The sequence below is a fragment of the Nocardioides pelophilus genome (assembly GCF_014180685.1).
Taxonomy (GTDB): Bacteria; Actinomycetota; Actinomycetes; order Propionibacteriales; family Nocardioidaceae; genus Nocardioides; species Nocardioides pelophilus.
In genome coordinates this window covers 15,546-40,508 of sequence record NZ_JACEHF010000021.1, presented here as the reverse complement: position 1 = coordinate 40,508, position 24,963 = coordinate 15,546, and the positions used below count along the sequence as shown (strand labels likewise).

Here is a 24,963-nt window from a genome sequence, read left to right as displayed (position 1 = left end):
GGTGATGTACGACGCCTCGTCGCTGGCGAGGAAGCAGACTGCGGCCGCGATGTCCTCGGGGAAGCCGACGCGGCGCACCGGGTTGGCCTCGGCGTTGAGGCGGCGGAACTCGTCGACGTCCATCTTGAGCCGGGCGGCCGTGGCGTCGGTCATCTCGGTGGCGATGAAGCCGGGCGCGACGGCGTTGGTGTTGATGCCGAACGGGCCGAGCTCGATGCCGAGGGTGCGGGTGAAGCCCTGCACGCCCATCTTGGCGGCCGAGTAGTTGGCCTGGCCGCGGTTGCCGAGGGCGGAGATGCTCGAGATGTTCACGATCTTGCCGTACTTCTGCTCGACGAAGTGCTTCTGAGCGGCCTTGGCCATCAGGAACGCACCCTTGAGGTGCACGTTCATGACCAGGTCCCAGTCCTCCTCGGTCATCTTGAAGAGCAGGTTGTCGCGGGTGATGCCGGCGTTGTTGACCAGCACGTGGATGCCGCCGAGGTCGGAGACGACCCGCTCGATGGCAGCGTCGACGGATCCGGCGTCGGCGACGTTGCAGCCCACCCCGATCGCCTTCGCGCCCGGGACCAGCGGCAGCTTGGCGGCGGCCTCTGAGGCGGCGGCCTCGTCGAGGTCGACGATCGCGACCGACGCGCCCTCCTCGGCGAACCGGGTGGCAGTGCCGAACCCGATCCCGCGCGCTGATCCGGTGATGACGGCGACCCGTCCATCGAAACGACCCATGGCTGTTCCTCGCTGTTCGTCTGCTCGCGGTGGCGACTCGACACCTTACGACCCCCGGCGGTCAGCCCCGAGCGAGGGTCCGGCGCAGCCGGTCGGCGTACTCGGTCGCCTCGCCGGCGGCGTACTTCGTGCGCGGCCAGAAGAAGCCCCGCAGGCCGTCGCCCTTCGTCCGGGGTACGACGTGGCAGTGCAGGTGGGGCACCGACTGGCTGACCACGTTGTTCATCGCCACGAAGCTGCCTTGCGCCCCCAGCCCGTCGACGACCGCGGACGCAAGCCGCTGGGCGGCCGCGAGGAAGCCGTCGCGCAGCTCCGCCGGCAGGTCGGGCAGGGTCACCACATGGGTGCGCGGCACCAGCAGCACGTGGCCCTTGAAGACCGGACGCCGGTCCAGGAACGCCATCAGGTCCGGCTCGACCAGCACGACGTCGGCCGGGGTGTCGCCCGCGACGATCTCGCAGAAGACACACCCGGCCATGTGCCGCACCCTAGTGGGAGGTCAGGACGCCCAGGCGTCGCGCGCGGCCACCGCGAGGTCGGGGTGGTCGCTGAACAACGCATCAACCCCTGCGTCGAGGAACGCCGTGATCTCGGCGGCCAGGTCGCCGTACGCGTTGGGGTCGGTGCCGATCCGGAAGTTGGTGGCCATGAACTGGTTCTCGGCTCGCAGGGTCCAGATCACGACCGGCAGCCCCGCGCGGTGCGCCCGGTCGACGACCTCGCTCGGCGCACCCGTCGCCCCGGTGGCGGCGTCGCGCGGCAGGATCCAGGACTTGTTCGGGGACAACCAGTCGGCGTACCTGGCGATCTGCTTGATGCCCTTCCGGGTGAGCATCGACGCGTAGGTGACGCCCTCGGCCCTGAGGTCCGCCGGACCACCCGACGCGTCGAGCAGCTGCACGAGCGGTGCCTCGGTGAGGCCGGCGAGCTCCTTCAGGTTGCCCACCTCGAACGACTGGATGGCGACCGCAGACCGGCGCTGGTCGAGGTCGAACTCCTCGAGTGTCGCGACCAGTGGCTCCTCCATCGAGAGGCCGATCGAGTCGAAGTACGTCGAGTGCTTGATCTCGGGCGCGACGCCGATCGTGCGCCCGGTCGCCGCCTCGAGCTCGTCGACCAACGTCAGCACCTCCTCGAGCGTCGGCACCTCGATTTGGCCGTCGAAGGCGGTGTTGTCCGGCCGGACCTGCGGTAGCCGTTCCTTCGCCCGCAGCGTCTTCAGCTCGGCGAGGGTGAAGTCCTCGGTGAACCAGCCCGTGACCTGGTTGCCGTCGATCGTCTTGGTCGTCCGGCGGTCGGCGAACTCCGGGTGGTCCGCGACGTCGGTGGTGCCGCTGATCTCGTTCTCGTGGCGGGCGACGAGGACACCGTCGCTGGTGGCGACCAGGTCGGGCTCGATGAAGTCGGCGCCCTGCTCGACAGCGAGCCGGTAGGCCGCCAGCGTGTGCTCGGGGCGGTAGCCGGATGCGCCGCGGTGCGCGAACACCAACGGCTCGTCGAGCTGCGCGATCGGGCGGGCGCCGAGCGGGGCCGATGCTGGGAAGGGAGTGGCGTCGGCGGGGATCGCTACCGGCGCGAGCGCCAGTGCGATGAGAGCGGAGGCGGCCACAAGGGCGCGCCGGGGCGAGGGACGGAGCCGAGATGTCATGGCGTCACCCGAGCACCTGCAGGTTGACCCTTGGCGAGCGCGGGATGAACGGCGACGAGCAGATACGGTGCGCTGTGCTGAAAATGATGACCGCTGCCGTGACGATGCTGGCGCTCGCCCTGACGGCGTGCTCGGACGACGGCGGTGGCGATCCAGGCTCGGAGCCCTCGACGATGGCCGACGGCGGCACCGATGACACCGCCAGCGCTCAGGAAGCGCTGACCGCTGCCGTCCGCGCGATGGATCAGGAGTCACTGGGGCTGCGTTACGAGATGCGCCTGGACGGAACGGCCGCGATCACCATCGACGGTGTCCAGGATCGCGACGGTGATTGGTCGGCGACGGCACGCTTCGACGACCCCTCCGACGCATCCGAACCGGCCGCGATGGACGCTCGATCTTCTGCCGGCTCGGTCTGGATGACGATGCGCTCGTGGCCCGCTCCCGACAACGGATGTTGGCTGGAGATCCCCAGGGGACAGACCCCGGTCGGCATCTCAGGTCTGCTGCCGGATGAGTTGGCCTACGCGCGCGTGCTCTCGGCACTTCACGCCCTCGACTTCGAGCCAGGTTCCACGACGGGGATCTCGGGTGAGATCGATCTGCGGGTGGCCCTATCGCTGGTCCAGAGCCAGGCCCTGGCAGAGGTCGAGATCGACCCCGCGCGCATCCGCGGCACCCGCGTGCCGGCCACCATCGAGCTCCGGGACGGACAGGTCGCGGAGGTGACGATGACGGGAGGCTCGCTTCTCGACACCTTCGGCCGGATACGCGCGCCATTGAGCGCGCAGGCTTACCAGGCGCTCAAGATCATCGACTACCAGGTCAGCTACACATCACCCGCAACCGACGCGGTCCTGCCTCCCCCCGCGGATGGCTTGGTCCTCACGCCCGCCGAGTCGGAGTCCCGGGCTGGCTGCCGGTAGGCGCACAACTTCTGCCGCACCCCGCTCCTGCTGCTCGACGTACGTTGGGTGCCATGCGCGTCGCGATCGTCGGAGGCCACGGCCAGATAGCCCGCCTGCTGCATCCGCTCCTCGTCGATGCCGGCCACTCACCCGTCGCGCTGGTGCGCAGCGAGCACTACCGCAACGACCTGGAGTCAGCCGGCGCAGAGATGCGGTTGCTCGACATCGAGCAGGAGGACGCGGCTGCGTTCGGTCGCGCGTTCGCCGGGTGCGACGCGGTGGTCTTCGCCGCGGGCGGCGGTCCGGACGGCAACAAGGAGCGCAAGCGGACCGTCGACCTCGAGGGGTCGCTGAAGTCCGCGGACGGCGCGCGACTCGCCGGGATCCGGCGATTCGTGCAGGTGTCGGCCATCGACGTCGACAACCCGCTCCCGCCGGACACGGGCGAGGTCTGGCAGGCGTACGTCGAGGCGAAGCGCGACGCCGATGCCGCGCTGCGCGCCACCGATCTCGACTGGACGATCATCCGGCCGGGCCGGCTCACCGACGAACCGCCGACCGGGCTGGTCGCCCTCGGGCCGGACGTCGCCCGCGCATCCGTGCCGCGGGCCGATGTCGCCGCGGTGCTCACGGCCGTGCTGGATCGCCCTGAGACCGTCGGCCGACAGTGGAACCTGGTGAGCGGCGACCTCACCGTCACCGAGGCGATCGACCGGGCCGTCGGCTAGTTCCGTCAGTTAGTTCTCCTCGAGCGGCTCGACCGAGCCGACCCGGAGCACCTTCACCTCGAGCTCCTCGATGACGAGCTTCTTGATCGTGCCCTCGCCCAGCGCCAGCCGCCCGATCGCGATCGCTCCGATGGCGACGGCACCGATGGCGAGGGCGCCGAGGGCGGCGGCACCGACCGCGCTCGCGCCGTACGCCGTCGCACCCATCGCGAGGCTGCCGCTGAACTTGGGCACGAGATCGATGTCGGGCTCCATGCGGCGATCCTTCCACGTCCGCCGGAAACGACAACGGAGCGGACTGCGTGAACCAGGTTCACGCAATCCGCTCCGGATTGCTGTGGAGCTGCGGGGAATCGAACCCCGGTCCTCGAGCGCCGAACCAGGTCTTCTCCGGGTGCAGTCAGCGATGTCGTCTTATCGGCCCCGGCGCTCGCACTGACACGTCGCCGACAGGCCTATTCGGGATTGAGTCCCGGCCGACCCTCCCGACGGAGGTCTGGCCAGCAAGTCTCCTAGTCGACGCCAGGATCAGGGACGGAGACGGATGCCCTGTCTGACGCTTCGATCACCGCTCAGGCGGCGAGAGCGAAGGACTGCTTGTTGTCGGCAGTTATTAGTTTCCAGCGATCGTTAACGAGATGACGCTGGCTCCTCGACCCGCTTCCCCTGGAACTAACGTCCCAAGTCGAAACCGATCAGCCCCTCTTGAGTTGTAGATCTCGAGACGGTGACCGGGTCTCGTGACGGTCGCTGCGCGACCTCCTCGACCACCGGCACTTCCTCGATCCCCGATGCTACCTGTGCAACCGCCAGAAGGCTCAATGGATTCCCAGCAGGCGCGCGCTGTTGTCCTAGCAGGCGGTGTCACTGGGTGATCGAGATCGTCCGGGTCGCCGGCGTACTGGTCCCCCCGTCGCCGTCGGTGAGGACGATCTGCACGGTCTTGGAGGAGGTCGGGGCGACCCCGTTGTGGCGGTAGGCGATGCTTCGCAGGATCCCCTCGACCTGGGGTCCGGTCGGGGCGTTGACGAAGAAGATCTCCAGCGGCTCGCTTCCACCGCCGCCGGCGAAGACACCGATGGTCACCGGGCCGTCCTTGATCGCGTTGCTGTTGACGGTGAGCTGACCCTGGCTGCGGACCGTCAGCTCGTCGGCGTCCTGGCCGCCGTCCACGACCGTCACCGTGAACGACCCGTTGCTGAAATCGGACGAGTCCGCGTCGAGGACCGTCCCCGTGGTCGTGAGGAACCGGTAGCCGGAGCCGATGGCGTACGACGCGGGATCGGTCTCGACCGAAGCGATCACCGGCGCGTTGTTGACCGGGACGACGGAGACCGCCCGGGTCGCGGGGAGGCTTGTGCCGCCATCGCCGTCGGCGAGGACGAACCGGATAGTGCGCGACGGACCGGGGTCGAGGCCGAGATGACGGAAGGTGACGTTGCGCAGGACCGCTTGGACGGCCGCGTCATCGGCGTTGCCGTTGAACGTGATGACCAGCGGCGTCGAGCCGTTGCCACCCGTGAAGAAGCCGACCGTCGTGCCCTGGTGGTCCACGGTGGAACCGACAGCGCCGACGATCTCCAGACGGTCGTCGGGCTCCGCACCGACCGGAAGGGAGACCGTCAACGAGCCTCCGTCGAAGTTGGGAGAGTCCGGGTCCCTCACGACCCCGTCCGCCGTGACGACTGCTGCGGGGTCGCCCTCGGTCCAGACGAGGGTCGTTTCCTCGACGTCGACGATCGCCGGAGCGTCGTTGCCGCGGATGATCGTGACCCCGCGGGTGACCGAGTCCCCGATCCCGCCGTCGCCGTCAGCCAGCAGGAATCGGACCGTCTTGGCGGCCTCGGGATCGTCCCCGACGTGACGGAACGTGATGTTGCGCAGCAGCGCCTGGACCGCGGCCGCGGTCGCATCGGCGTCGAGGGTGATCTCCAGGCCGACGAGGCCGTTGCCCCCCGAGAACGTCCCGATGACCACGCCGCCGAACGAGACGATGTTGCTGGACACCCCGATCTGACCCGCACCGGAGCCCTGGTCGCGGATCGACAGCTCGTCGTAATCCTGCCCGCCGCCCGGGATGTCGACCTGCAGGCTGCCGCCACCGAAGTCGGCCGAGTCGACGTCGGAGACGGTGCCGGTCGAGGTCACCACCACAGCCTCGCCGTTCTCGAAGTAGGAAAGACTGGTGCCCTCCAAGTCGGCGACGACCGGCGCGTCGTTGGCGCAGGTCACGGTCACCGCGACGGTCGCGGAGGCGCCTCCCGGGGTCAGCGCGTAGCTGAAGTCATCCGTGGGTGCCCCGTCGTTGCAGTACTCCGCGTCGGGCTCGTAGGTCACCGCTGCGCCACCGTCGGTGACCGTGACCGTCCCGCCGGCCGGCTGGGTGACCGACGCGACCGAAGGGGGCGTCGTCACATCGGCGTCGACGTCCGTGTCGTTGGCTCGGACGTCGATCGTGGTCGCCGAGCCGTCCTCCGCCACGGTCACGGCATCGTCGACGGCGACCGGCAGGTCGTCCTCGCACGTGACGGTCACGGTGACCGTCGCCGCGCTGCCGCCCGGGTAGAGCGTGTAGGTGAAGGTCTCGCGCGATGCCGGCGGTGACCCGTCGTTGCAGTAGTTGGCGTCCGGGCGGTAGGTGACCGACCCTGCCGACCGGACGACGGTGCCATCGGCTGGCTGCGTGACGGCGATGATCCGGATCGGCCCGCCATCGGCGTCGGTGTCGTTGGCAAGCACCGCGATGGTGGTGGCAGTCGCGTCCTCCTCGACGGTCGCGACGTCGTCCACGGCGACCGGGGACTCGCGATCGAGGACCCGTTCCCGTTCACAGTCGGGGTCGGCCACGTCGGGGAAGTCCACGTAGGCGAGCTCGTTGTCCCCGTCCCCGCAGGAGAGCGTGTCGACGAACACCGCACTGTCACGGTCGTTGAGGGTGTCGATGCCCGTGCCACCGAAGTGCTCGTCGTTCCCATCACCGCCGTAGGTCCTGTCGCTGTGCGCGTCGCCGTGCAGGTCATCGTCACCGGCCTCGCCGAAGAGGGTGTCGTTGCCGTCGCCGCCCCGAAGGACGTCGTTGCCGGCGCCGCCTACCAACCGGTCGTTGCCGCCCTGTCCCTGGATCGAGTCGGCGCCCGCCTGCCCCAACACCTCGTCCGGGCCGGTGCCCCCGGTCAGCACGTCGTTTCCGTCGCCACCGAGGATCCGGTCGAAACCGTCGCCTCCGCTGACGCTGTCCTTGCCGAGCCCACCGACCAGGAGGTCGTCGCCGCCGAGCCCGTTGATCTGGTCGTCACCGCCGAGACCGCAGATGACGTCGGCGCCGGACGTCCCGGTCAGGATGTTCGCGCCACCAGTGCCGATGATCGTGCAGGCACTCCCGTTCGGAGGCGGATCGGCGTGCGCGCCGCTTCCACCCACCCCAGCCAACAGCAGGGCCGCGGCGAGGACCTCGCCTGCCTTCAGCGCTCGTTGATACATCGCGGTGCTCCGCACGTCGGCCGCGCCGCCCCGAGTCGCCGGGGAATTCTCCAACCGATCGGACTCTGCCAGTCCGGAGGCGATCTCGTCCCCCGAATGGGCGAAAGAGCCGTCAGTCGGTCATCCCCTTCAAGCGCCGCCCGAGCTCGACCTGCTTCTCCCGGTCGAACTCTCGCTCGGAGAGCGCCTGCCGCTTGTCCCACGACTTCTTGCCCTTGGCGACGCCGATCTCGACCTTGGCCCGGCCCTTCACGAAGTAGAGGGACAGCGGGATGACGGTGTGCCCCTTCTCGCTGATCTTGCGCTCGATCTTGTCGATCTCGGCGCGGTTCAGCAGGAGCTTGCGCTTGCGGCGGGCGGCGTGGTTGGTCCAGGACCCTTGGGAGTACTCCGGGATGTGCACACCGTGGAGCCACGCCTCGCCCCCGTCGATGTCGACGAAGCCGTCGGTCAGGTTGGCGCGGCCGAGCCGCAGCGACTTCACCTCGGTGCCCTGCAGGACCAGGCCGGCCTCGTAGGTGTCCTCGACGTGGTAGTCGTGGCGCGCCTTCCTGTTGGACGCGACGATCTTGTGCTGCTCGCCCGCGTCCTTGGCAGCGTTCTTTCCCGACTTTCCGGCCATCCCGCCATTGTCCCAGGCCGCCGCAAGAGGTTTCCGGGGGTCTCGTGACGGTCGCTGCGCGACCTCCTCGACCAACGGCGGCGAGCCAGCTGCGCGACCACCTCGACCAACGGCGGGGAGCTAGCTGCGCGACCTCCTCGACCAACGGCGGCGAGCCTGGAGCGCGACCTCCTCGACCACCGGCGGCGAGCCAGCTGCGCGACCTCCTCGACCAACGACGGCGAGCTAGGGCTACAGGTAGTTCATGGGATCGACAGGCTCGCCGTTGCGCAGCACCGTGAAGTGCAGGTGGCAGCCGGTGGACCAGCCCGTGGAGCCGACGTACCCGACGACGTCGCCACGACCCACCCGCGCGCCCTCGGAGACGGCATAGGTGGAGAGGTGGTTGTAGACGAGGGTGAGGTTGGCGCCGTTGACCGTGCCGACCGAGAGGTAGAGGCGGTTGCCGTACACCTGGTCGTAGTAGGTGTTGATGACGGTGCCGGATCTCCCCGCCCACAGCGAGGCGCCGCAACCGGCGCCGAAGTCGGTGCCGTCGTGGAGGCCCCAGTAGCCGTAGATCGGGTGCGTGCGCCAGCCGTACGGCGAGGTGACGGGTCCGTTGACCGGCATTTGCAGGAGGCCACCGGTGGCACCGCTGTACGTCGGGCCGGGGTTCTGGTTGGCGAGCCTGATGATCTCGCGCCGGATGCGCGCCTCCCGCTGCTTGAGCCGCTGCAGGGCGGCCCGGTCGTGCTGGCGGGCGCGGACGGCTGCCTTGCGGGCGTCACGGGACCGGGCGACCAGCCGGGTCACCTCGGCCCGGGTGTTGCGAGCGTCGGTGTAGAGGCCGCGGACGGTCAGCAGGTTCTGGCGGGCCGCCTCCTTCTGGTCGGCGACGGCGTTGCGAGCCTCGCGGACCTCGTCCTTCCAGTCTGCGAGCGCGGCCTCGGCGGCCTCGAAGTCGACGAGCGCCTGGTCCTCGCGGCCGAGGATCATCGTCCCGGCGGTGCGGGCGACCAGCAGCTCCTGGATCGAGCCGGAGGAGGTGATCGCGTCCATCACCGCGAGATCGGTGTTGCCGCGCGTCTCCATGTCGAGGACCGTGTTGCGCAGCAGCTCGCGCTGCCGGTCGACCTCGTCCCGGGCGGCGCGGAGCTCGGCCGACACGCGGTCGAACCGGGCCTCGGCACGCACCAGCATGCGGGCGAGCCGGAGCCGCTCGGCACGCGCGTCCTGGAGGTCGGCGCGCACGCCCTGCAGCCGGCTGCGAGCGTCGTCGAGCCGCCCGACGGCGTGCTCCAGCCGCCGGACCGTGCGGGTGACCGCGCGGCTGGCCTCCTGGAGGTCGTCCTGGACCTGGTCGATCTGGTTCTCGACCTGGGCCTTCTGCTTCTTCAGGTCGTCCTCGTCGGCGTTCGCGAACGGGGCCGAGAAGCTCCCGATCGCGACGACGGCGACCGCCAGCGCGGCGACGCGCTGACTGCGGGAGGGGCGGAAGGATGGACGGGCAGGGTCGGAAGGGGCGCCGGGGAAGGAGCGCACGGTGCAACCAATCTTCGTTCGGGGAAGTGAACCCCTCGACCGTAGCCGCGCCAGATCAGACTTTGATGTATTTGCGGGTCAGCAGGAGTGTCGGAATCAGCGTGAGGGCCGGGCCCAGGATGGCGACGCCCGGCGGCACCGTGCCGATGAGCGACTCGACGTAGTCGTCCCACCCGATCCAGGGGAGGAACCCGATCGCGTCCGCGAGCCCGTCGAGGATCGCGAACTTGGTGAACGCGGCCAGCGCACCCGCTGCGAGCGCGACACCGACCGCGGCCGCGACCAACGCCTCGAGGAGGAACGGGAGCGCGATGTAGAGGGTCGACGCACCGACCAGGCGCATGATGCCGATCTCGCGCCGCCGGGCCATCGCGGCGAGCCGGATCGTGTTCGCCACCAGCAGCAGGGACGCGAACAGGAGCAGGCCGGAGCCGATCCACGAGCCGTACTTGAGGGAGTCGATGATCCCGAAGATCGGCTTGAGCTGCTCGCGCTGGTCCTGGATCGCGGCGACACCGTCGAGGCCCTTCACCGAGCTGATGACGCCCTCGGCCTCTTCCGGGTCCTTCAGCGTGATCCAGTACTGCGGCGGCCAGTCCTCGACGGTCAGGATCGGGTCCGGGCCTTCGAAGTACGGTTCGTACTGCGGGATCTCCTGGGCCTCCTCGAAGCCCTCGGCCTGCGACTGGAACTCGAACGACTCGACCTCCGAGCTGGCGTTCAGCGCCCGCTCGACCTCCTTGCGCTGCTCGTTCGTGACCGCGCCACTCCCGCAGTTGGCACTGCGGGAGGGGTCGTCGACAACGCAGAGGTTCAGCAGGATCTGGAGCTCGTTGCCGAGCGCCTCGGCCGTCTTGTCGGCCTGGCGCTGCAGGAGCATGCCGCAGCCGGCGAGCGTCAGCGACACGAAGAGGGTGAGGATCACGGCCACGTGCATCGACAGGTTGCGGCGCAGGCCGGAGCGAAGCTCGGTGAAGACGTAGCGGAGCTGCATGGCGGAAAGGGTCTCCTGGAGGTTCGGAGCGGGTGGCGGGCGGCGGGCGACGCTCGGGCTAGTGCTGGAAGCCGTAGCTTCCGGCCGCCTCGTCACGCACGACCTTGCCGTGCTCGAGCTCGACGACCCGCTTGCGGAACTGGTCGACGAGCCCGTGGTCGTGGGTCGCCATCACCACGGTCGTGCCCCGCTTGTTGATGTCCTCGAGCAGGTTCATGATCTCGACCGACGTCGACGGGTCGAGGTTGCCGGTCGGCTCGTCGGCGATGATGATCATTGGCCGGTTCACGAAGGCGCGCGCGATCGCGACCCGCTGCTGCTCACCGCCGGAGAGCTCGTCGGGCATCCGCGCACCCTTGTCCTTCAGCCCGACCACCTCGAGGGTCTCGGGGACCACCCGGTTGATCTCGCGGCGGGACTTGCCGATCACCTGGAGCGCGAACGCGACGTTCTCGGTCACGGTCTTGTTGGGGAGCAGCCGGAAGTCCTGGAACACGGTGCCGACCTGGCGGCGCAGCCTCGGGACCTTCCAACCGGCCATCCGGTTGATCTCCTTGCCTGCGACGTAGACCCGACCGCTGGTCGGGCGCAACTCGCGGAGCACGAGCCGGAGCGCGGTCGACTTGCCCGAACCGGACTGACCGACGAGGTAGACGAACTCACCCTTGTCGATGTCGACCGTCACCTGGTCGAGCGCCGGCCGACCGGGGCCGGGGTAGTTCTTGGTGACCTTCTCGAAGCGAATCACTGACCAGACGGTACGCGAGCGCGGCAACCCGGGATCGGACGGCACCCCGCCTCGGTGCGTCGGGCCCGGTCTATCGTGGCCGGGTGCTGGGGTCCCTGCGATGGTTGCTGCTCGCCATCGTGCTGACCGCACTGCCCGTCGCGGCGGGCGTCCTGGTGCTGGACGAGGAGGCACCGGTCGTGCCCGAGACCGCCGCGCCGCCGTCGTACACGTCGACCCCGCTCGCGGACTTCGACACCTCGGTGGTGGCGCTGGCCCGCGCCCCGTTCTGCGAACTGTTGCCGGAGGACGCTCTGTCCGAGGCGCTCGGCGGCGAGCCGGCGGCGATCACGACGTACGACAACGGCGAGCCGGCCGAGATCGCGCCCGGACTCACCGACGTGGCGCACGAGTACGGCTGCCGGATCGAGGGCCCCGGCACCGCCGAGGTGCGCGCCTGGTTGTTCGCCCCGCCGGTCCCCCGGTCCCGCGCCGTCGAGCTGGTCGAGGAGGCCGCGCAGCGACGGTCGTGCACCCGGCCGCCCCAGGCGCCGGCGTACGGCGCACCGAGCGTCACGCTGATGTGTCCCGCCGGCGACCGCCGGTGGGCGTCGTTCCGCGGCCTGTTCGGCGACGCCTGGCTGGCCTGCAGCCTGGCCGGTCCGGCGACCCTCAGCGACGTCGAGCTGCTGGACCGGGCCGGCCGCTGGTGCGTCGCCGTCGCCGAGGCCGCCACCGCGGGCTGACCCTCCCGGGGTCTCGTGACGGTTGCTGCGCAACCTCCTCGACCAACGGGGGTCGGTCGAGGGCCGCGGGCTGGCACTCGCGGGGTCTCGTGACGGTTGCTGCGCAACCTCCTCGACCAACGGGGGGGCGATTAGCGCGGGCTGGCACTCGCGGGGTCTCGTGACGGTTGCTGCGCAACCTCCTCGACCAACGGGGGGCGAGGACCGCGGGCTGACACTTCCGGGGTCTCGTGACGGTTGCTGCGCAACCTCCTCGACCAACGGGGGGGCGATTAGCGCGGGCTGGCACTCGCGGGGTCTCGTGACGGTTGCTGCGCAACCTCCTCGACCAACGGAGGTCGGTCGAGGACCGCGGGCTGACCCTCGGGGTCTCGTGACGGTTGCTGCGCAACCTCCTCGACCAACCGGGGGCGCGACCACGGTGGTCGAGGAAGTCGCGCAGCGACTGTCACGAGACCTCGGTCGCGAGCAGGGCGGCGAGCGCCCGGCAGCAGTGGCCGACCTCGTCCGCGAGGGGCGCCCGCTCGGGGGTGGGTGTGCCGGACCAGAGCAGCGCCCGGTCCTCGACGTACGCCGTCCATCCGTGCACGACCGGCACCGACGCCGGGTCGAGCGCGACGGCGTCGACCACCCTGCGGGCGACGGTCATCCGGTGCGACTCGACACCCTCTCCCCCGAGCGAGATCGCACCGCTGCCGAAGACCAGCGCGAGGTAGAACTCGCGACGCCGCTCGATCTGCGCGTAGAAGCGCTCGACGAACTGCCGCAGCGCGACGTCGGCCGCGGCGTCCGGGTCGGGCGAGATGTTGCGGAGCACCCGGCGCAGCGCGGCGCCGACGACGTGGTCGTAGTAGTCGGTCTTGGTCGGGAAGTAGTGGAAGAGCAGGCCGCGCGAGATGCCGGCCTCGGCGGCGACGGCGTCGAGGGAGAGGTCCTGGATCGGCTTCTCGACGAGCATCCGCAGGCCGATGCCGAGCAGCTGGCGACGCCGCTCGTCCTGGGACAGCCGGATGCGAGACACGTTATTGAGCATTGCTCAATAGTGTGCCATCGTCAACCCATGGACTTCGCACCCTCTCCCCGCGCAGCCGAGCTGACCGCGCTCGTCAAGGACTTCATCGAGACCGAGATCGAGCCGGTCGAGGTGGCCTACCACCAGGAGCTCCAGCGCCGGCGCGAGGCGGGCCAGGGCGAGCAGTGGCAGGAGCTCCCGCTGATGAAGGAGCTGCAGGCCAAGGCGCGCGAGCGCGGGCTGTGGAACCTCTTCCTCCCCGCCGGCCACGAGGGCCCGTACGCCGAGAGGTACGGCACCCTCGGCGGCGCCGGCCTCAGCAACGTCGACTACGCGCCGCTCGCCGAGCTGATGGGCCGCTCGTTCATCGCGCCGTACGTCTTCAACTGCAACGCGCCCGACACCGGCAACATGGAGGTGCTGCTCAAGTACGGCGACCAGGCGCAGCGCGACGAGTGGCTCGACCCGCTGCTCGACGGCCGGATCCGCAGCGCGTTCCTGATGACCGAGCCGGGCGTCGCCTCGTCCGACGCCACCAACATGGAGCTCACCGCGGTCGTCGACGGCGACGAGATCGTGCTCAACGGCCGCAAGTGGTTCTCCACCGGCGTCGGCCACCCGGACTGCGAGATCTACATCGTGATGGGCCTCACCGACCCCGAGGCCGACCGGCACCACCGGCACTCGATGGTGCTGGTCCCGCGCGACACCCCCGGGGTCAAGGTCGAGCGGATGCTCCCGACGATGGGGTTCCTCGACGAGCCGCACGGGCACGGCGAGGTCTCGCTGACCGACGTCCGGGTGCCGATCGGCAACTTCGTGTCCGGGCCCGGCGAAGCGTTCGCCATCGCGCAGGGACGGCTCGGCCCCGGCCGCGTCCACCACTGCATGCGGCTGATCGGCCTGGCCGAGAAGGCACTGGAGCTCGCCTGCCAGCGCGGCACCGACCGGGTCGCCTTCGGCAAGCCGCTGGTCAACCTCGGCGGCAACCGGGAGCGGGTCGCCCAGGCCCGGATCGCGATCGACTCCACCCGGCTGCTGGTGCTCAACGCGGCCTGGAAGCTCGACGTCGGCGGTCCGATGAACGCGATCAGCGAGGTCTCCCAGATCAAGGTGGCCGCGCCGCGGATGGCCCTCGACGTCATCGACTTCGCGATGCAGATCCACGGCGGCGGCGGCATGACCGACGACTTCCCGCTGGCTGCGGCGTGGACCGGCGCCCGGTCGCTGCGCTTCGCCGACGGTCCCGACGAGGTCCACCTCGGGCTCATCGCCCGCCTCGAGCTGATGAAGTACGGCGTCGCCCGATGACGCACCCCACGAAGAGCCGCCGGGTGCTGGTCACCGGCGGCGCCTCCGGGCTGGGCGCGGCGTTCGTCGCCGAGTTCCTGAAGCGCGGCGACCGGGTGCTGATCGGCGACCTGCAGCCGCCGGTCGATCCGGCGCTGGTCGCCGGCGCCGAGCAGGTCCGGCTCGACGTGACCTCGGACGAGGACTGGGCGTCCGCGCTGGCCTGGGTCGAGGAGGAGTGGGGCGGTCTCGACGTGCTCGTCAACAACGCCGGCATCGCCGCCGGCGGCCGGATCGACGTGATCGGCATCGACGAGTGGCAGCGGGTGATCGACATCAACCTGCTCGGCGTGGTCCGCGGCTGCCGTACCTTCGTGCCGATGATGAAGCAGCAGGGCAGCGGCCACATCGTCAACACGGCGTCGCTGGCCGGACTCGTGCACCCGCCGGTGATGGCGTCGTACACGGCGGTCAAGGCAGGCGTGGTCGCCCTCAGCGAGACCCTGTCCTACGAGCTCGGCCCGTACGGCATCAACGTCTCGGCCGTCTGCCCGGGCTTCGTCCGGACCCCGCTGGCCTCGTCGCTCGGCGGCAGTGACGCCGTGGCCGACAAGATCGCGGCCCGGCTGATCGCGAGGTCGCCGTACACCGCCGACCAGATCGCGACCGCGGTCATGGCCGGCATCGACAAGAAGATGATGGTGATCGTGCCCGACCGCGCGGCGCGGATCGCGGTGCGCACCAAGCGCTTGATGCGCCCCCTGTACGACCGTCAGCAGCGCGCCTTCGGCGCCCGTGTGTTCGCAATGACAGAAGGAAAAGCATGAGCAAGGGAACGATCCTGATCACCGGCGCCAGCTCGGGTCTCGGCGAGGAGATGGCGCGGCAGTTCGCGGCGCTGGGCTACGACCTCGCCCTCTGTGCGCGCCGCACCGAGCGGCTCGAGGCGCTGCGCGCCGAGCTCGCTGCCGAACACCCCGGGCAGACCGTGGCGATCAAGGCCCTGGACGTCACCGACGACGACGCGGTGTTCGCCGTGTTCAAGGAGTTCGCCGCCGAGCTCGGCACGATCGACCGCGTGATCATCAACGCCGGCCTGGGCAAGGGAGCGCCGATCGGCACCGGGCGGTACGACGCCAACCGGCAGACCGCGATGACCAACTTCGTCGCCGCGCTCGCCCAGTCCGAGGCCGCGATGGAGATCTTCCGCGCCCAGGGGCGGGGTCACCTGGTGATGATCTCGTCGGTCTCGGCCGTGCGCGGCATGCGCAAGACGCTCACGACGTACGCCGCCACCAAGGCGGGCGCCGCGGCCCTGGCCGAGGGCTTGCAGAACGAGAACGTGAAGGGCATCGACGTCTCGATCATCTATCCCGGCTACATCCGGTCGGAGATGAACGAGCAGGTCGCCCAGAAGACCAAGTTCATGGTCGACACCCGCACCGGGGTGAAGGCGATGGTCGCTGCGATCGAGAAGCGCAAGGCCAAGGCCTACGTGCCCGCCCTCCCCTGGGTCCCGCTCGGCCTGGCGATCAAGCACCTGCCGATGTCGGTGGTCCGGAGGCTCGTGTGACGGGGGCCGAGGTCACCGGCGCGCACGCGGTCCGCGAGGAGGACGCGTTCGACGTCGCCAGCGTCGAGGCGTGGCTGCAGGACAAGGTCCCGGGACGGATCGCGGAGGTCCGGCAGTTCAGCGGCGGCTCGTCGAACCTGACCTACCTGCTGCGCGTCGAGACCGACGGGTCGGGCGCGACGCGCGACCTGATCCTGCGCCGCCCGCCGGCCGGCACCAAGGCCGCGAGCGCGCACGACATGGGGCGCGAGCACCGGATCCAGGCGGCTCTCGCGCCGGTCTTCCCGTACGTCGCCTCGATGGTCGGCTACTGCGACGACCCTTCCGTGATCGGCTCGGAGTTCTACGTCATGGACCGCGTGGCAGGGCACATCCCGCGGCGCGAGCTGGGCCTCGACCTGCCGCCCGAGCAGGTGCGCCAGCTGTGCACCAACGTGCTCGACCTGCTCGTCGCCCTCCACTCCGTCGACCCCGCCGAGGCCGGCCTCGAGACGCTCGGCAAGGGCGAGGGGTACGTCGCGCGCCAGGTCGGTGGGTGGATCGCCCGCTTCGGCAAGGTGAAGACGTGGAACGTGCCGTCGTGGGGGCGGGTCATGAAGTGGCTGGACGAGAACCAGCCGGCCGACGTACGGACCTGTCTGATCCACAACGACTTCCGCCTCGATAACGTCGTCTTCGACGACGCTGACCCGACCAAGCCGGTCGCGCTGCTGGACTGGGAGATGGCCACGCTCGGCGACCCGCTGATGGACCTCGGCTCCGCGGTCTCGTACTGGGTCGAGGCGGGCGACGCCGGGCTCTACCAACGGTTCCGGATGCAGCCGTCGAACGAGCCGGGGATGCTCACCCGCAAGGAGGTCGTCGACTACTACTGCTCGCACACCGGGATCGAGCTGACCGACGAGGAGTGGGCGTTCTACGAGGTCTTCGGCCTGTTCCGGCTGGCGGTGATCCTGCAGCAGATCTACTACCGCTACGCGAAGAAGCAGACGACCAACCCGAAGTTCAAGAACTACTGGCTCGGGTCGCACGTGCTGCACCGTCGGGCCCGGGCGCTCATGCGAGAGGCCGGCGGACGGTGAACCAGTGAGGCTGATCTACCTGGTCCGGCACGGCCAGGCGTCGTTCGGGAAGCGCGACTACGACGCGCTCTCCGACCTCGGTCACGAGCAGTCGCGGCTCCTCGGCCGGGCGCTGGCCGTGCGCGAGATCGTGCCGGACGTCGTGATCCGCGGCGAGCTGAGGCGACACCGCGAGACCGCCGACGGGATCCTCGCCGGCATGTCGGACGTCGGGAACATCCGGCCGGTCCCGGTCGAGGTCGACCCGGGGTGGGACGAGTTCGACTTCGAGCACGTCGTCCAGGTGCACAAGCCGATGTACCGGTCGAGGGCGGTCATGCTGGCCGACCTGGTCCGCAGTCGCGCCCCCCGTGAGAAGTTCCAGGCGATCTTCGAGGACGCGACGGCGCGCTGGACGGGCGGCGAGTCCGACCACTCCTACCGCGAGTCGTTCCCGGCATTCACCGACCGGGTCCAGGCGGCCCTGCACGCGGCCGCCGCGCAGACGCCCGAGAAGGGCACCGCCGTCGTCGTCACCTCCGGCGGCCCGATCGGACTGGCGGTGTCGCACCTGCTGGCCGGCGACGCGTCCCTGTGGGTGCCGCTCAACAAGGCCGCGGTCAACTCGGCGGTCACGAAGGTGATCCACGGCCGGAGCGGGCTGACGCTGTCGTCGTACAACGACCACAGCCACGTCGAGCACGACCGCCGGCTGCTCAGCTATCGCTAACGGCCCCGGGGTCAGGGAGCGACGTTGAAGTTCCGGCGGAACACGTTGTCGGGATCCCAGGTGCGCTTGACCTGGCGCAGCCGCTCGAGGGTCTCGGTCGGCCAGATCGCGGCGATGTCGTCCTCGGTGTCGGAGCCCAGGAACCCGGCGTACGACCCGATGCCCTGATCGCCGATCGTCCGCCACACCGCGCGGGCATCGGCGATCTGGTCCTCCGGCGCGTCCGCGGGGAGGAAGCCCGCCGACACGACCAGCGCCTCGGCCCGGCGGTGGGCGAACGCGGTCTCGGCGGGGTCGACCCGGCCGAACGCGCCACCGAGGCTGCGCAGGAAGACGACGCGACCGCCCGCGGCGTACGCCGTCGCCATGGCATCGATGAGCGGCTCGTCGACCGTCTCGACCAGGGTGTTGCCGATGACCGGCAGCACGCCCTCCGGCGGGTGCGCCTCCTCGAGGATCTCGGCGTACGGCCGCTCGCTGACGTCGTCGGCGACCACCGTGCCGATCGATCGGAGCGGCTCGAGGGCAGTGGTGTCGCCGCCCGCCAGGCAGACGAACAGCATCGCGCCGGGCGGGAAGTCGCCGAACCCCGGCATCAGCACCAGCGTCGTGGTCAGCTCGTCGGGCGCCCCGGCCATGGCCGCGGCCCAGCCCTTCAGCAGCTGGGCCACGTCGTCGAGGGCGAACGCGATGGTGCCGAAGTGCACCGTCGCGACCGGCTGCGCCTGGAACTCGAACGCGGTGACCACCCCGAAGTTCCCCGCACCTCCGCGCAGCGCCCAGAACAGGTCGGCGTTCTCGGTCGGCGAGGCGCGGACGACGTCGCCGGCGGCAGTGACCACCTCGGCCGCGACCAGGCTGTCGATGGTCAGTCCGTGCTTGCGCACCATCCAGCCGATCCCGCCGGCCTGGGTCAGCCCGCCGACGCCGACCGAGACGGTGTCACCGGCCGTGATCGCGAGGCCGTGCTCCGCCAGCGCCGACGCGGCCGGGCCCCACTGCGCGCCCGCGCCGATCCGCACCCGGCCCTCGCCGATCAGCTCGACCCGGTCGAGCCCGGAGAGGTCGATGACGGCACCGCCGTCGATGTTGCCGAACCCCAGCGCGTTGTGGCCACCGCTGCGCACCGCCACCGGGAGTCCCTCGGCACGGGCGTGGCCGATGGACGCGGCCACCTCCGCGGGCGTCGTCGGACGCAGGACGACGGCAGGTTCCGCCACGCTGGTGATCGTGGTCCGCGCTTCGTCGTACCCGGCATCGCCAGGGTGGATGGCGATGTGCTCGATGCTCATTCCGGTCGTCCCTCCGTGTCACGTGGTGATGGCGGGTCGACCCTAGAACCTCAACCGCACTTGAGATCAAGCGGTTTTCCTCGAACCCCTGGCCTTTTGTCTACTTATTGACTAGACTTAGAAGATCAAGAGGTCAGGAGGCAGCGATGAGCGTCATGAACCACCACCGGGTCGGCCGCTGGCAGGACCGGTTCCCGCCCCGCGGGGCGTGGCGGGCGTCCGGGGCCCTGATCGCGTTCGCCTTGCTCGCCTCGCGCGACCTGGTGGGCGCCGTGGCCGTCATGGTCGCGTTCGCGGTCGCCGAGGTCGTCTACGACGCGGCGGACCGGAACCGCTGACGCCGAGCGGTCAGCTCAGCTCTCGGCCTTGTCCGCGCCGCGACGCCAGCGGATGCCGGCCTCGAGGAAGTCCTCGAGGTCACCGTCGAAGACGTTCTGCGGGTTGCCGCTCTCGTAGCCGGTGCGGAGGTCCTTGACGATCTGGTAGGGGTTCAGCACGTAGTTGCGCATCTGGTCGCCCCAGCTGGCCTGGACGTCGCCCTTGAGGTCCTTGATCTGGGCGGCCTCCTCGGCCTTCTTCAGCGCGAGCAGCTTGGCCTTGAGGACCACCATCGCGCTGGCCTTGTTCTGCAGCTGGCTCTTCTCGTTCTGGCAGCTGACGACCAGGCCGGTCGGGATGTGGGTCAGCCGGACCGCGGAGTCGGTGGTGTTGACCGACTGGCCGCCCGGGCCGCCCGAGCGGAACACGTCGACCCGGATGTCGTTCTCGTCGACCTCGATCTCGTCGGTCTGCTCGAGCACCGGGACGACCTCGACCGCGGCGAAGCTGGTCTGGCGGCGGCCCTGGTTGTCGAACGGGCTGATCCGCACCAGGCGGTGGGTGCCGGCCTCGACGGAGAGGGTGCCGTAGGCGTACGGCGCATGGATCGCGAACTCGGCCGACTTGATGCCCGCCTCCTCCGCGTAGGAGACGTCGAAGACCTCGACGGGATACTTGTTGCGCTCCGCCCAGCGGGTGTACATGCGCATCAGCATCTCGGCGAAGTCGGCGGCATCGACCCCGCCGGCGCCGGAGCGGATGGTCACGATGGCCTCGCGCTCGTCGTACTCACCGGAGAGCAGGGTGCGGATCTCGAGCGCCTCGACGGCCTTCTTGATCTTGCCGAGCTCCTTCTCGGACTCGGCGAGCGACTCCTGGTCGCCCTCCTCGTTGGCGAGCTCGACCATCAGCTCGAGGTCCTCGATGCGGGTCCGGAGCGCGTGGAACCGGTCGACCTCGCCCTGCAGCAGCGACAGCCGGCCCGTCACCCGGGCTGCGTTGGCCTGGTCGTCCCACAGGTCCGGAGCGGCCACCTGGACACCGAGATCGTCGATCTCACGCTGCATCGCGGGGATGTCGAGCACCTGCTCGATGGTGTGCATCGTCGCAGAGAGCTGCTTGATCTCGGTGTCGTACTCGGGGCCTGCCACAAGGACCAAGGTTACGGGGCGGACCGGGAGGCTGGCGAAACGCGACTCGGCGTCGGGCGCGGGATGACCAGCCCGAATCCGTCTCTCGGATGAAATCTGGAGATTTTGGTTTCTCCGGACCCCTCCACAAGGCATCCTGGGAGCCGACCCCGAGGTGAAAGATGACTCCCCGCCACCGCTTGCAGCCGGCAAAGGCCAGTAGCGCGGTGCGGCGCGCGGTCATCACGTCGGTCCTGTCGGCGCTCGCGGTCACCTCGGTGACCATCACCGCCGCTGCCGTCACGCTCGCCGACGAGGAGCCGAAGCGCAGGGCGCCGGTGGCGGCGCCGCCGGCCACGTCGACCACGACCGCCTCGGCCGAGGACGAGCTGCCCCTCGCCCCGCCTGCCGAGATCATCGACGCCCCGGTCGGGATCCCGGACATAGCGCTGGTGGCGGCCGACGGCCCGGTCCTCGGCGACATCCCGACGCCCGCGCTGGCGGCCTACCAGAAGGCCGAGGCCGTGCTGGCCAAGGCCGACAAGGCGTGCCGCCTCGACTGGACGCTGATCGCGGCTGTCGGCCAGGTCGTGACCGGCCACGGGGGCAAGGACGGCGGCGAGCTGACCCTGCGCGGCGTGATGAAGCCCCGGTACGCCGGCAAGCCGCTGCGCGGGCCGCAGGGCAAGCGACTCCCCGACAGCGACGCCGGACGGGTCGACGGCGACGAGCGGTTCGACCGTCCGGTCGGGCCGATGCAGCTGGCACCCTCCACCTGGGCGATCGTCGGGGTCGACGGCGACGGCGACGGCAGGCGCAACCCGCACGACGTCGACGACGCGGCGCTCGCCGTGTCCGTGCTCCTCTGCTCGGGCGACGGCGACCTGCGCAAGCGGGCCGGCCGGGTCGACGGCGTACGCCGGATCAACGACGACCGGAGCTTCATCGAGACCGTGCTCGCGGTCGACCGGGCCTACCGGACCCAGCTGACCGAGGCGTACGACGACGGCGCCACCGTCGTGCTCAACGTGCCGACCGACGTCCCGACCGACCTGCCCACGGACCTGCCCACGGATCTCCCGACGGACCTGGCCACCGACCTGCCGACCGAGCCGGGCGACCCGGCGACGATGCCGACCGATCCGGTCACCTGGGACCCGACGGAGCCGACGGACCCGACCGACCCGACCGACCCGACCGATCCGACCGATCCGACGGACCCGACCGATCCGACCGACCCGTGCCCGACCGATCCGCCCACGGATCCCGCGGACCCCACGGAGCCGTCGGACTCGCCCGACGCGAGCACGACACCCGACCCGAGCCCGAGCGACGCGCCCTCCGACGGACCGACCGAGGGCCCGGACGACGACGGGACCAGCGACCCGGGCGACCCCGGGTGCACCGACTCCTCGACCGTGACTCCCGAGCCGACCCTCGACGGGAACTAGAACACGTTCTATCGTGCGGGCATGGATCTCGCCGCGATCGAAGCCATCCGTCAGCTCAAGTACCGCTACTTCCGGGCGCTCGACCTCAAGGAGTGGGACGACTTCGGCGCATGCCTCGCGCCGAACATCACGGCCCGCTACGGCACCCAGGCGATGGGCGAGCCGCTGCACTTCGACACCCGCGACGAGGTCGTCGACTACATGTCGAAGAACCTCGGCCCCGGCATCATCACGGTCCACATCGCCAACCACCCCGTGATCGATGTCAGCGGCACCACCGCGACCGGCTCCTGGGCGTTCGAGGACACCGTGATCGTCCCCGACTTCAAGGTGATGATCCGCGGCGCCGGCTACTACCACGACGACTACACCCAGGACGCCGACGGCGGCTGGCAGATCTCCGGCACCCGCTACGAGCGGATCTACGAGGCGATGACCTCGCTCGACGACACCCCGAGCTTCAAGCTCCTCGCCAACCGCTGGGACCCGACCCTGAAGTAGGCGTCGCGCACGGTCCGTCGGCTGGTGGTCTAGTCCTGAAGGGCTAGGCCGACGCGCCGACCGGTGCAAAATGGAGCGATAGCCCTCAAACGCCCGTTCCGGGCATGAGACTGAGGCAGTCAATCGACCTCGCCCGGGGAAGTGTCGAAATGCCCAGAGTTCCAGCGCACCTGCGGACGTCCGCCGGGTGGTTGTTCGACATGGCTGTGTGCTGTGTCGGCCTCACCCTGTTCGCGGTCACCCTCGCCGGCGTGCACCCGGACGGGCTGTCGTTCTCGCTGCCGGTGCTGCTCGGCGTCCCGCTGATCGTGGTCGTCGCCCGGTTCCCGATGGTCGTCGACAACCGCGACGGTGGCATCGAGGTCGGCTTCGACTCGAGCATCCTGATGTTCCTGCTGTGCACCCTCGACCCCGAGGTCGCACTGTTCATCTGGTCGCTCGGCGTGCTGGTCACCCAGCTGACGACCAGCAAGCGGTGGACGTCGAAGGCGTTCAACATCGGCGTCGGCATCACGGCGGGCGCAGTGGCCGAGGGAGTCCTGCTCCTGGTCCGCGGCGACGGCACCGGCACGCCGCGCGAGCTCGTCGCGGTGATGCTCGCAGCGGTGGCCTACTTCGCGACCGACTACGTGACCTCGGCCGTGTCGGTGGCGATCGACTCCGGCACCGGCGTACGGCGTCACCTGTGGCAGCGGGGCACGCTGCTCGCGGTCGCCTGCTTCGTCCCCTTCGACACCCTCGGCTACCTCGCTGCGGTGGTGTACCGGTCCGAGCCGGCGTGGACGCTCATCCTCCTCGCCGTACCGCTGGTGACGCTGCTGATCGCCACCCGCGCGGTGACCCGGGGCCGCGAGAACGCGCGTCGGCTGACGGTCCTGTTCGCGGCCGCGGTGCGGGCGCAGACACTGCCCGACCGCGAGGCGGTCCTGGAGGCGCTGATCGACGACTCCCGCGAGCTGTTGCACCTCAAGCGGGTGGCCCTCCGCTCGACGCCGCCGGGCCGCTTGGAGATCGGCGCGGAGGTCAACGACGGTGACGCGACGCACTGGTTGGTGGCCAGGGCGATGGAGCGCGCGCGCTCGACGATCGCGGCGGACGAGGAGGCGCTGAAGGCGTTGGCAGCCGTCGCGTCCGACGCGTTCGCGCGGCTCGCCCTGACCGAGGAGACGGTGCACCTCGCCCGGCACGACCCCCTGACCGACCTGCCCAACCGCGGCATCCTGCTGGACCGCCTGACCCACGCCCAGACCCTCGCCCGTCGGCACGGCTCGCGCGTCGCGCTGCTCTTCATCGACCTCGACGGGTTCAAGCCCGTGAACGACCGCTACGGCCACGCCGCCGGCGACGCGGTGCTGGTCGGGCTGGCCAGCCGGCTGCAGTCGTGCGTGCGCGAGGCCGACACGGTCGCCCGCCTCGGCGGTGACGAGTTCGCGGTGCTGTTCGAGGACGCCGACGCCGTGGTGGTCGAGCTCGTCTGGGAGCGGATCCTCAGCGCGCTGGAGCAGGGGGTCGCCGTGACCGGACAGCTGCTCCGCCTGAGCGCCAGCGCGGGCATCGCGTGGGGTGGGGCGGACGACAACGCCGAGTCCCTGCTGCGCAAGGCCGACCTGGCCATGTACGAAGCCAAGGCGCGCGGCAAGGGTGCGGTCGTCGTCTACGAGGACTCGATCGGTCGCTCGCGGCTCGATCGCCTGATCATGGCCGACGACCTGAGACGTGCGGTCGCCAACCGCGAGATCGAGGTGGCCTACCAGCCGATCGTGGCCACGGGCACGGGAAGGATCGTCGGCGCCGAGGCCCTCGCCCGCTGGCGCCACAACGGCTCCCCGGTGTCACCGGAGCTGTTCATCGGCATCGCGGAGGACTCGGGGCTGATCGTCGAGCTGGGCGAGGTCATCCTCGCCAAGGTCGCAGCCGACGCCGCGGCGCTCCGCGCACTGGCCGGCAGCTCGGTCGGGATCGCGGTCAACATCTCCGCCCGACAGCTCCGCTCGCCCGGCTTCGTGGACAGCGTCGCGGCGACGGTGAAGGCGATGGGTGGCAGCGAGCTGACCCTGGAGATCACCGAACGCCAGGGCATCGACCTCGACACGGTGGTGCTCGAGCGGATGCGGGAGATCTCGTCCCTGGGCGTCCGGTTCGCCATCGACGACTTCGGGGTCGGGTTCTCCTCCATCAGCTATCTCGCCGACCTGCCGGTCCACGTCATCAAGGTCGACGCGTCGCTGTCGCAGTTCATCGACGCCGACGAGCGGTCGAAGGCGCTGCTCCGATCGGTCACCCTCATCGGCCAGTCCCTCGGACTGGAGGTGGTGGTCGAGGGGATCGAGCGCCAGACCCAGCTGGACGTGCTCCGCGAGCACACCGACGCCCAGTACGTGCAGGGCTACCTGCTCTACCGTCCGATGCCCCTGCCCGGTCTGCTGGCGGCGGTGCGCGACGACCGGGCAGCAGCCGGGCTCGCCCCGGTCTCCTAGGCGCTTCCGGCCGCGCGGGGTCGGC

24 protein-coding genes and 1 other RNA gene are annotated in these 24,963 nt (G+C 70.2%); 12 read left to right on the top strand and 13 right to left on the bottom strand.

The annotated features are described in order from the left end of the window. The 3 genes from H0488_RS06630 to H0488_RS06620 form a co-directional block, all read right to left on the bottom strand. The coding region (locus tag H0488_RS06630) for an SDR family NAD(P)-dependent oxidoreductase (RefSeq protein ID WP_183098495.1) at positions 1–726 on the bottom strand (726 nt) is incomplete at its 3' end. 61 nt (positions 727–787) lie between these two features. Further along, positions 788–1,204, bottom strand: coding sequence for an HIT family protein (locus tag H0488_RS06625; RefSeq protein ID WP_183098494.1), 417 nt, complete (start codon positions 1,202–1,204; stop codon positions 788–790). A gap of 21 nt (positions 1,205–1,225) precedes the next feature. Continuing rightward, complete coding sequence (locus H0488_RS06620; RefSeq protein ID WP_183098493.1) at positions 1,226–2,374, bottom strand: glycerophosphodiester phosphodiesterase; 1,149 nt, start codon at positions 2,372–2,374, stop codon at positions 1,226–1,228. A gap of 44 nt (positions 2,375–2,418) precedes the next feature. Here H0488_RS06620 and H0488_RS06615 point away from each other — a divergent pair, with 44 nt between their 5' ends. Together H0488_RS06615 and H0488_RS06610 are read left to right on the top strand one after the other, a co-directional pair. Further along, positions 2,419–3,300 carry a hypothetical protein gene (locus tag H0488_RS06615; protein ID WP_183098492.1) on the top strand — a complete coding sequence of 294 codons (882 nt, stop codon included), beginning with the start codon at positions 2,419–2,421 and terminating at the stop codon, positions 3,298–3,300. A gap of 53 nt (positions 3,301–3,353) precedes the next feature. Further along, positions 3,354–4,010 (top strand): SDR family oxidoreductase, encoded by a 657-nt coding sequence (locus tag H0488_RS06610; protein WP_183098491.1) that lies wholly within the window; start codon positions 3,354–3,356, stop codon positions 4,008–4,010. A 9-nt stretch (positions 4,011–4,019) separates the two neighbouring features. On the opposite strand, the gene H0488_RS06605 is transcribed toward H0488_RS06610, so the two are convergent. The 7 genes from H0488_RS06605 to ftsE all read right to left on the bottom strand — a co-directional run bounded on the left by H0488_RS06605 (position 4,020) and on the right by ftsE (position 11,378). After that, positions 4,020–4,265: a hypothetical protein gene (locus tag H0488_RS06605; RefSeq protein WP_183098490.1), complete on the bottom strand. Its 246-nt coding sequence runs from the start codon at positions 4,263–4,265 to the stop codon at positions 4,020–4,022. A gap of 80 nt (positions 4,266–4,345) precedes the next feature. Further along, positions 4,346–4,713, bottom strand: a transfer-messenger RNA (tmRNA) gene (ssrA, locus tag H0488_RS06600). Positions 4,714–4,874: 161 nt separating this feature from the next. Beyond that, entirely contained in the window at positions 4,875–7,490 is a 2,616-nt protein-coding gene (locus tag H0488_RS06595) for a cadherin-like domain-containing protein (protein ID WP_183098489.1), read from the bottom strand. A gap of 112 nt (positions 7,491–7,602) precedes the next feature. Continuing rightward, positions 7,603–8,112, bottom strand: coding sequence for an SsrA-binding protein SmpB (gene smpB / locus H0488_RS06590; protein WP_183098488.1), 510 nt, complete (start codon positions 8,110–8,112; stop codon positions 7,603–7,605). A gap of 231 nt (positions 8,113–8,343) precedes the next feature. After that, entirely contained in the window at positions 8,344–9,636 is a 1,293-nt protein-coding gene (locus H0488_RS24955; RefSeq protein ID WP_183098487.1) for a M23 family metallopeptidase, read from the bottom strand. 55 nt (positions 9,637–9,691) lie between these two features. Further along, positions 9,692–10,630, bottom strand: a complete 939-nt coding sequence (ftsX, locus tag H0488_RS06580; RefSeq protein ID WP_183098486.1) for a permease-like cell division protein FtsX — start codon at positions 10,628–10,630, stop codon at positions 9,692–9,694. 58 nt (positions 10,631–10,688) lie between these two features. After that, positions 10,689–11,378 (bottom strand): cell division ATP-binding protein FtsE, encoded by a 690-nt coding sequence (ftsE, locus tag H0488_RS06575; RefSeq protein ID WP_183098485.1) that lies wholly within the window; start codon positions 11,376–11,378, stop codon positions 10,689–10,691. Between the two features lie 83 nt (positions 11,379–11,461). Between ftsE and H0488_RS06570 the strand changes: the two genes are divergently transcribed. Further along, positions 11,462–12,103, top strand: coding sequence for a hypothetical protein (locus tag H0488_RS06570; protein ID WP_183098484.1), 642 nt, complete (start codon positions 11,462–11,464; stop codon positions 12,101–12,103). A 448-nt stretch (positions 12,104–12,551) separates the two neighbouring features. On the opposite strand, the gene H0488_RS06565 is transcribed toward H0488_RS06570, so the two are convergent. Beyond that, a complete protein-coding gene (locus H0488_RS06565; protein ID WP_220794265.1) occupies positions 12,552–13,124 on the bottom strand; it encodes a TetR/AcrR family transcriptional regulator in 573 nt (190 codons plus the stop codon). A gap of 39 nt (positions 13,125–13,163) precedes the next feature. Between H0488_RS06565 and H0488_RS06560 the strand changes: the two genes are divergently transcribed. Genes H0488_RS06560 through H0488_RS06540 form a run of 5 tightly spaced genes read left to right on the top strand, consistent with a single transcriptional unit; the run spans position 13,164 to position 17,769 of the window. Beyond that, positions 13,164–14,426, top strand: a complete 1,263-nt coding sequence (locus tag H0488_RS06560; RefSeq protein ID WP_183098483.1) for an acyl-CoA dehydrogenase family protein — start codon at positions 13,164–13,166, stop codon at positions 14,424–14,426. Next, positions 14,423–15,232 (top strand): SDR family NAD(P)-dependent oxidoreductase, encoded by an 810-nt coding sequence (locus H0488_RS06555; protein ID WP_183098482.1) that lies wholly within the window; start codon positions 14,423–14,425, stop codon positions 15,230–15,232. Before H0488_RS06560 ends, H0488_RS06555 begins: the two co-directional genes overlap by 4 nt. Next, positions 15,229–15,978 carry an SDR family oxidoreductase gene (locus H0488_RS06550; RefSeq protein ID WP_183098481.1) on the top strand — a complete coding sequence of 250 codons (750 nt, stop codon included), beginning with the start codon at positions 15,229–15,231 and terminating at the stop codon, positions 15,976–15,978. The genes H0488_RS06555 and H0488_RS06550 overlap by 4 nt, the downstream gene beginning before the upstream one ends. Then, on the top strand, positions 15,975–17,060 hold the full coding sequence (locus H0488_RS06545; protein WP_183098480.1) for a phosphotransferase family protein: 1,086 nt from the start codon (positions 15,975–15,977) through the stop codon (positions 17,058–17,060). The genes H0488_RS06550 and H0488_RS06545 overlap by 4 nt, the downstream gene beginning before the upstream one ends. A 4-nt stretch (positions 17,061–17,064) precedes the next feature. Continuing rightward, positions 17,065–17,769 (top strand): histidine phosphatase family protein, encoded by a 705-nt coding sequence (locus H0488_RS06540; RefSeq protein WP_183098479.1) that lies wholly within the window; start codon positions 17,065–17,067, stop codon positions 17,767–17,769. Between the two features lie 11 nt (positions 17,770–17,780). On the opposite strand, the gene H0488_RS06535 is transcribed toward H0488_RS06540, so the two are convergent. Further along, the gene (locus tag H0488_RS06535; RefSeq protein WP_183098498.1) at positions 17,781–19,061 is read right to left on the bottom strand and encodes an FAD-binding oxidoreductase; all 1,281 of its coding nucleotides are present in this window, start codon (positions 19,059–19,061) and stop codon (positions 17,781–17,783) included. A gap of 146 nt (positions 19,062–19,207) precedes the next feature. On the opposite strand from H0488_RS06535, the gene H0488_RS06530 reads away from it, so the two are divergent. After that, positions 19,208–19,399: a hypothetical protein gene (locus tag H0488_RS06530; RefSeq protein ID WP_183098478.1), complete on the top strand. Its 192-nt coding sequence runs from the start codon at positions 19,208–19,210 to the stop codon at positions 19,397–19,399. Positions 19,400–19,414: 15 nt separating this feature from the next. Here H0488_RS06530 and prfB read toward each other — a convergent pair whose 3' ends face one another. Continuing rightward, on the bottom strand, positions 19,415–20,530 hold the full coding sequence (gene prfB / locus H0488_RS06525; RefSeq protein ID WP_183098477.1) for a peptide chain release factor 2: 1,116 nt from the start codon (positions 20,528–20,530) through the stop codon (positions 19,415–19,417). Between the two features lie 206 nt (positions 20,531–20,736). Here prfB and H0488_RS06520 point away from each other — a divergent pair, with 206 nt between their 5' ends. The 3 genes from H0488_RS06520 to H0488_RS06510 all read left to right on the top strand — a co-directional run bounded on the left by H0488_RS06520 (position 20,737) and on the right by H0488_RS06510 (position 24,938). Further along, positions 20,737–21,960, top strand: coding sequence for a lysozyme family protein (locus H0488_RS06520; RefSeq protein ID WP_183098476.1), 1,224 nt, complete (start codon positions 20,737–20,739; stop codon positions 21,958–21,960). Positions 21,961–21,981: 21 nt separating this feature from the next. Continuing rightward, positions 21,982–22,461 (top strand): nuclear transport factor 2 family protein, encoded by a 480-nt coding sequence (locus H0488_RS06515; protein WP_183098475.1) that lies wholly within the window; start codon positions 21,982–21,984, stop codon positions 22,459–22,461. 200 nt (positions 22,462–22,661) lie between these two features. Continuing rightward, positions 22,662–24,938, top strand: a complete 2,277-nt coding sequence (locus H0488_RS06510; RefSeq protein ID WP_183098474.1) for a putative bifunctional diguanylate cyclase/phosphodiesterase — start codon at positions 22,662–22,664, stop codon at positions 24,936–24,938. Positions 24,939–24,963 lie beyond the last annotated feature (25 nt).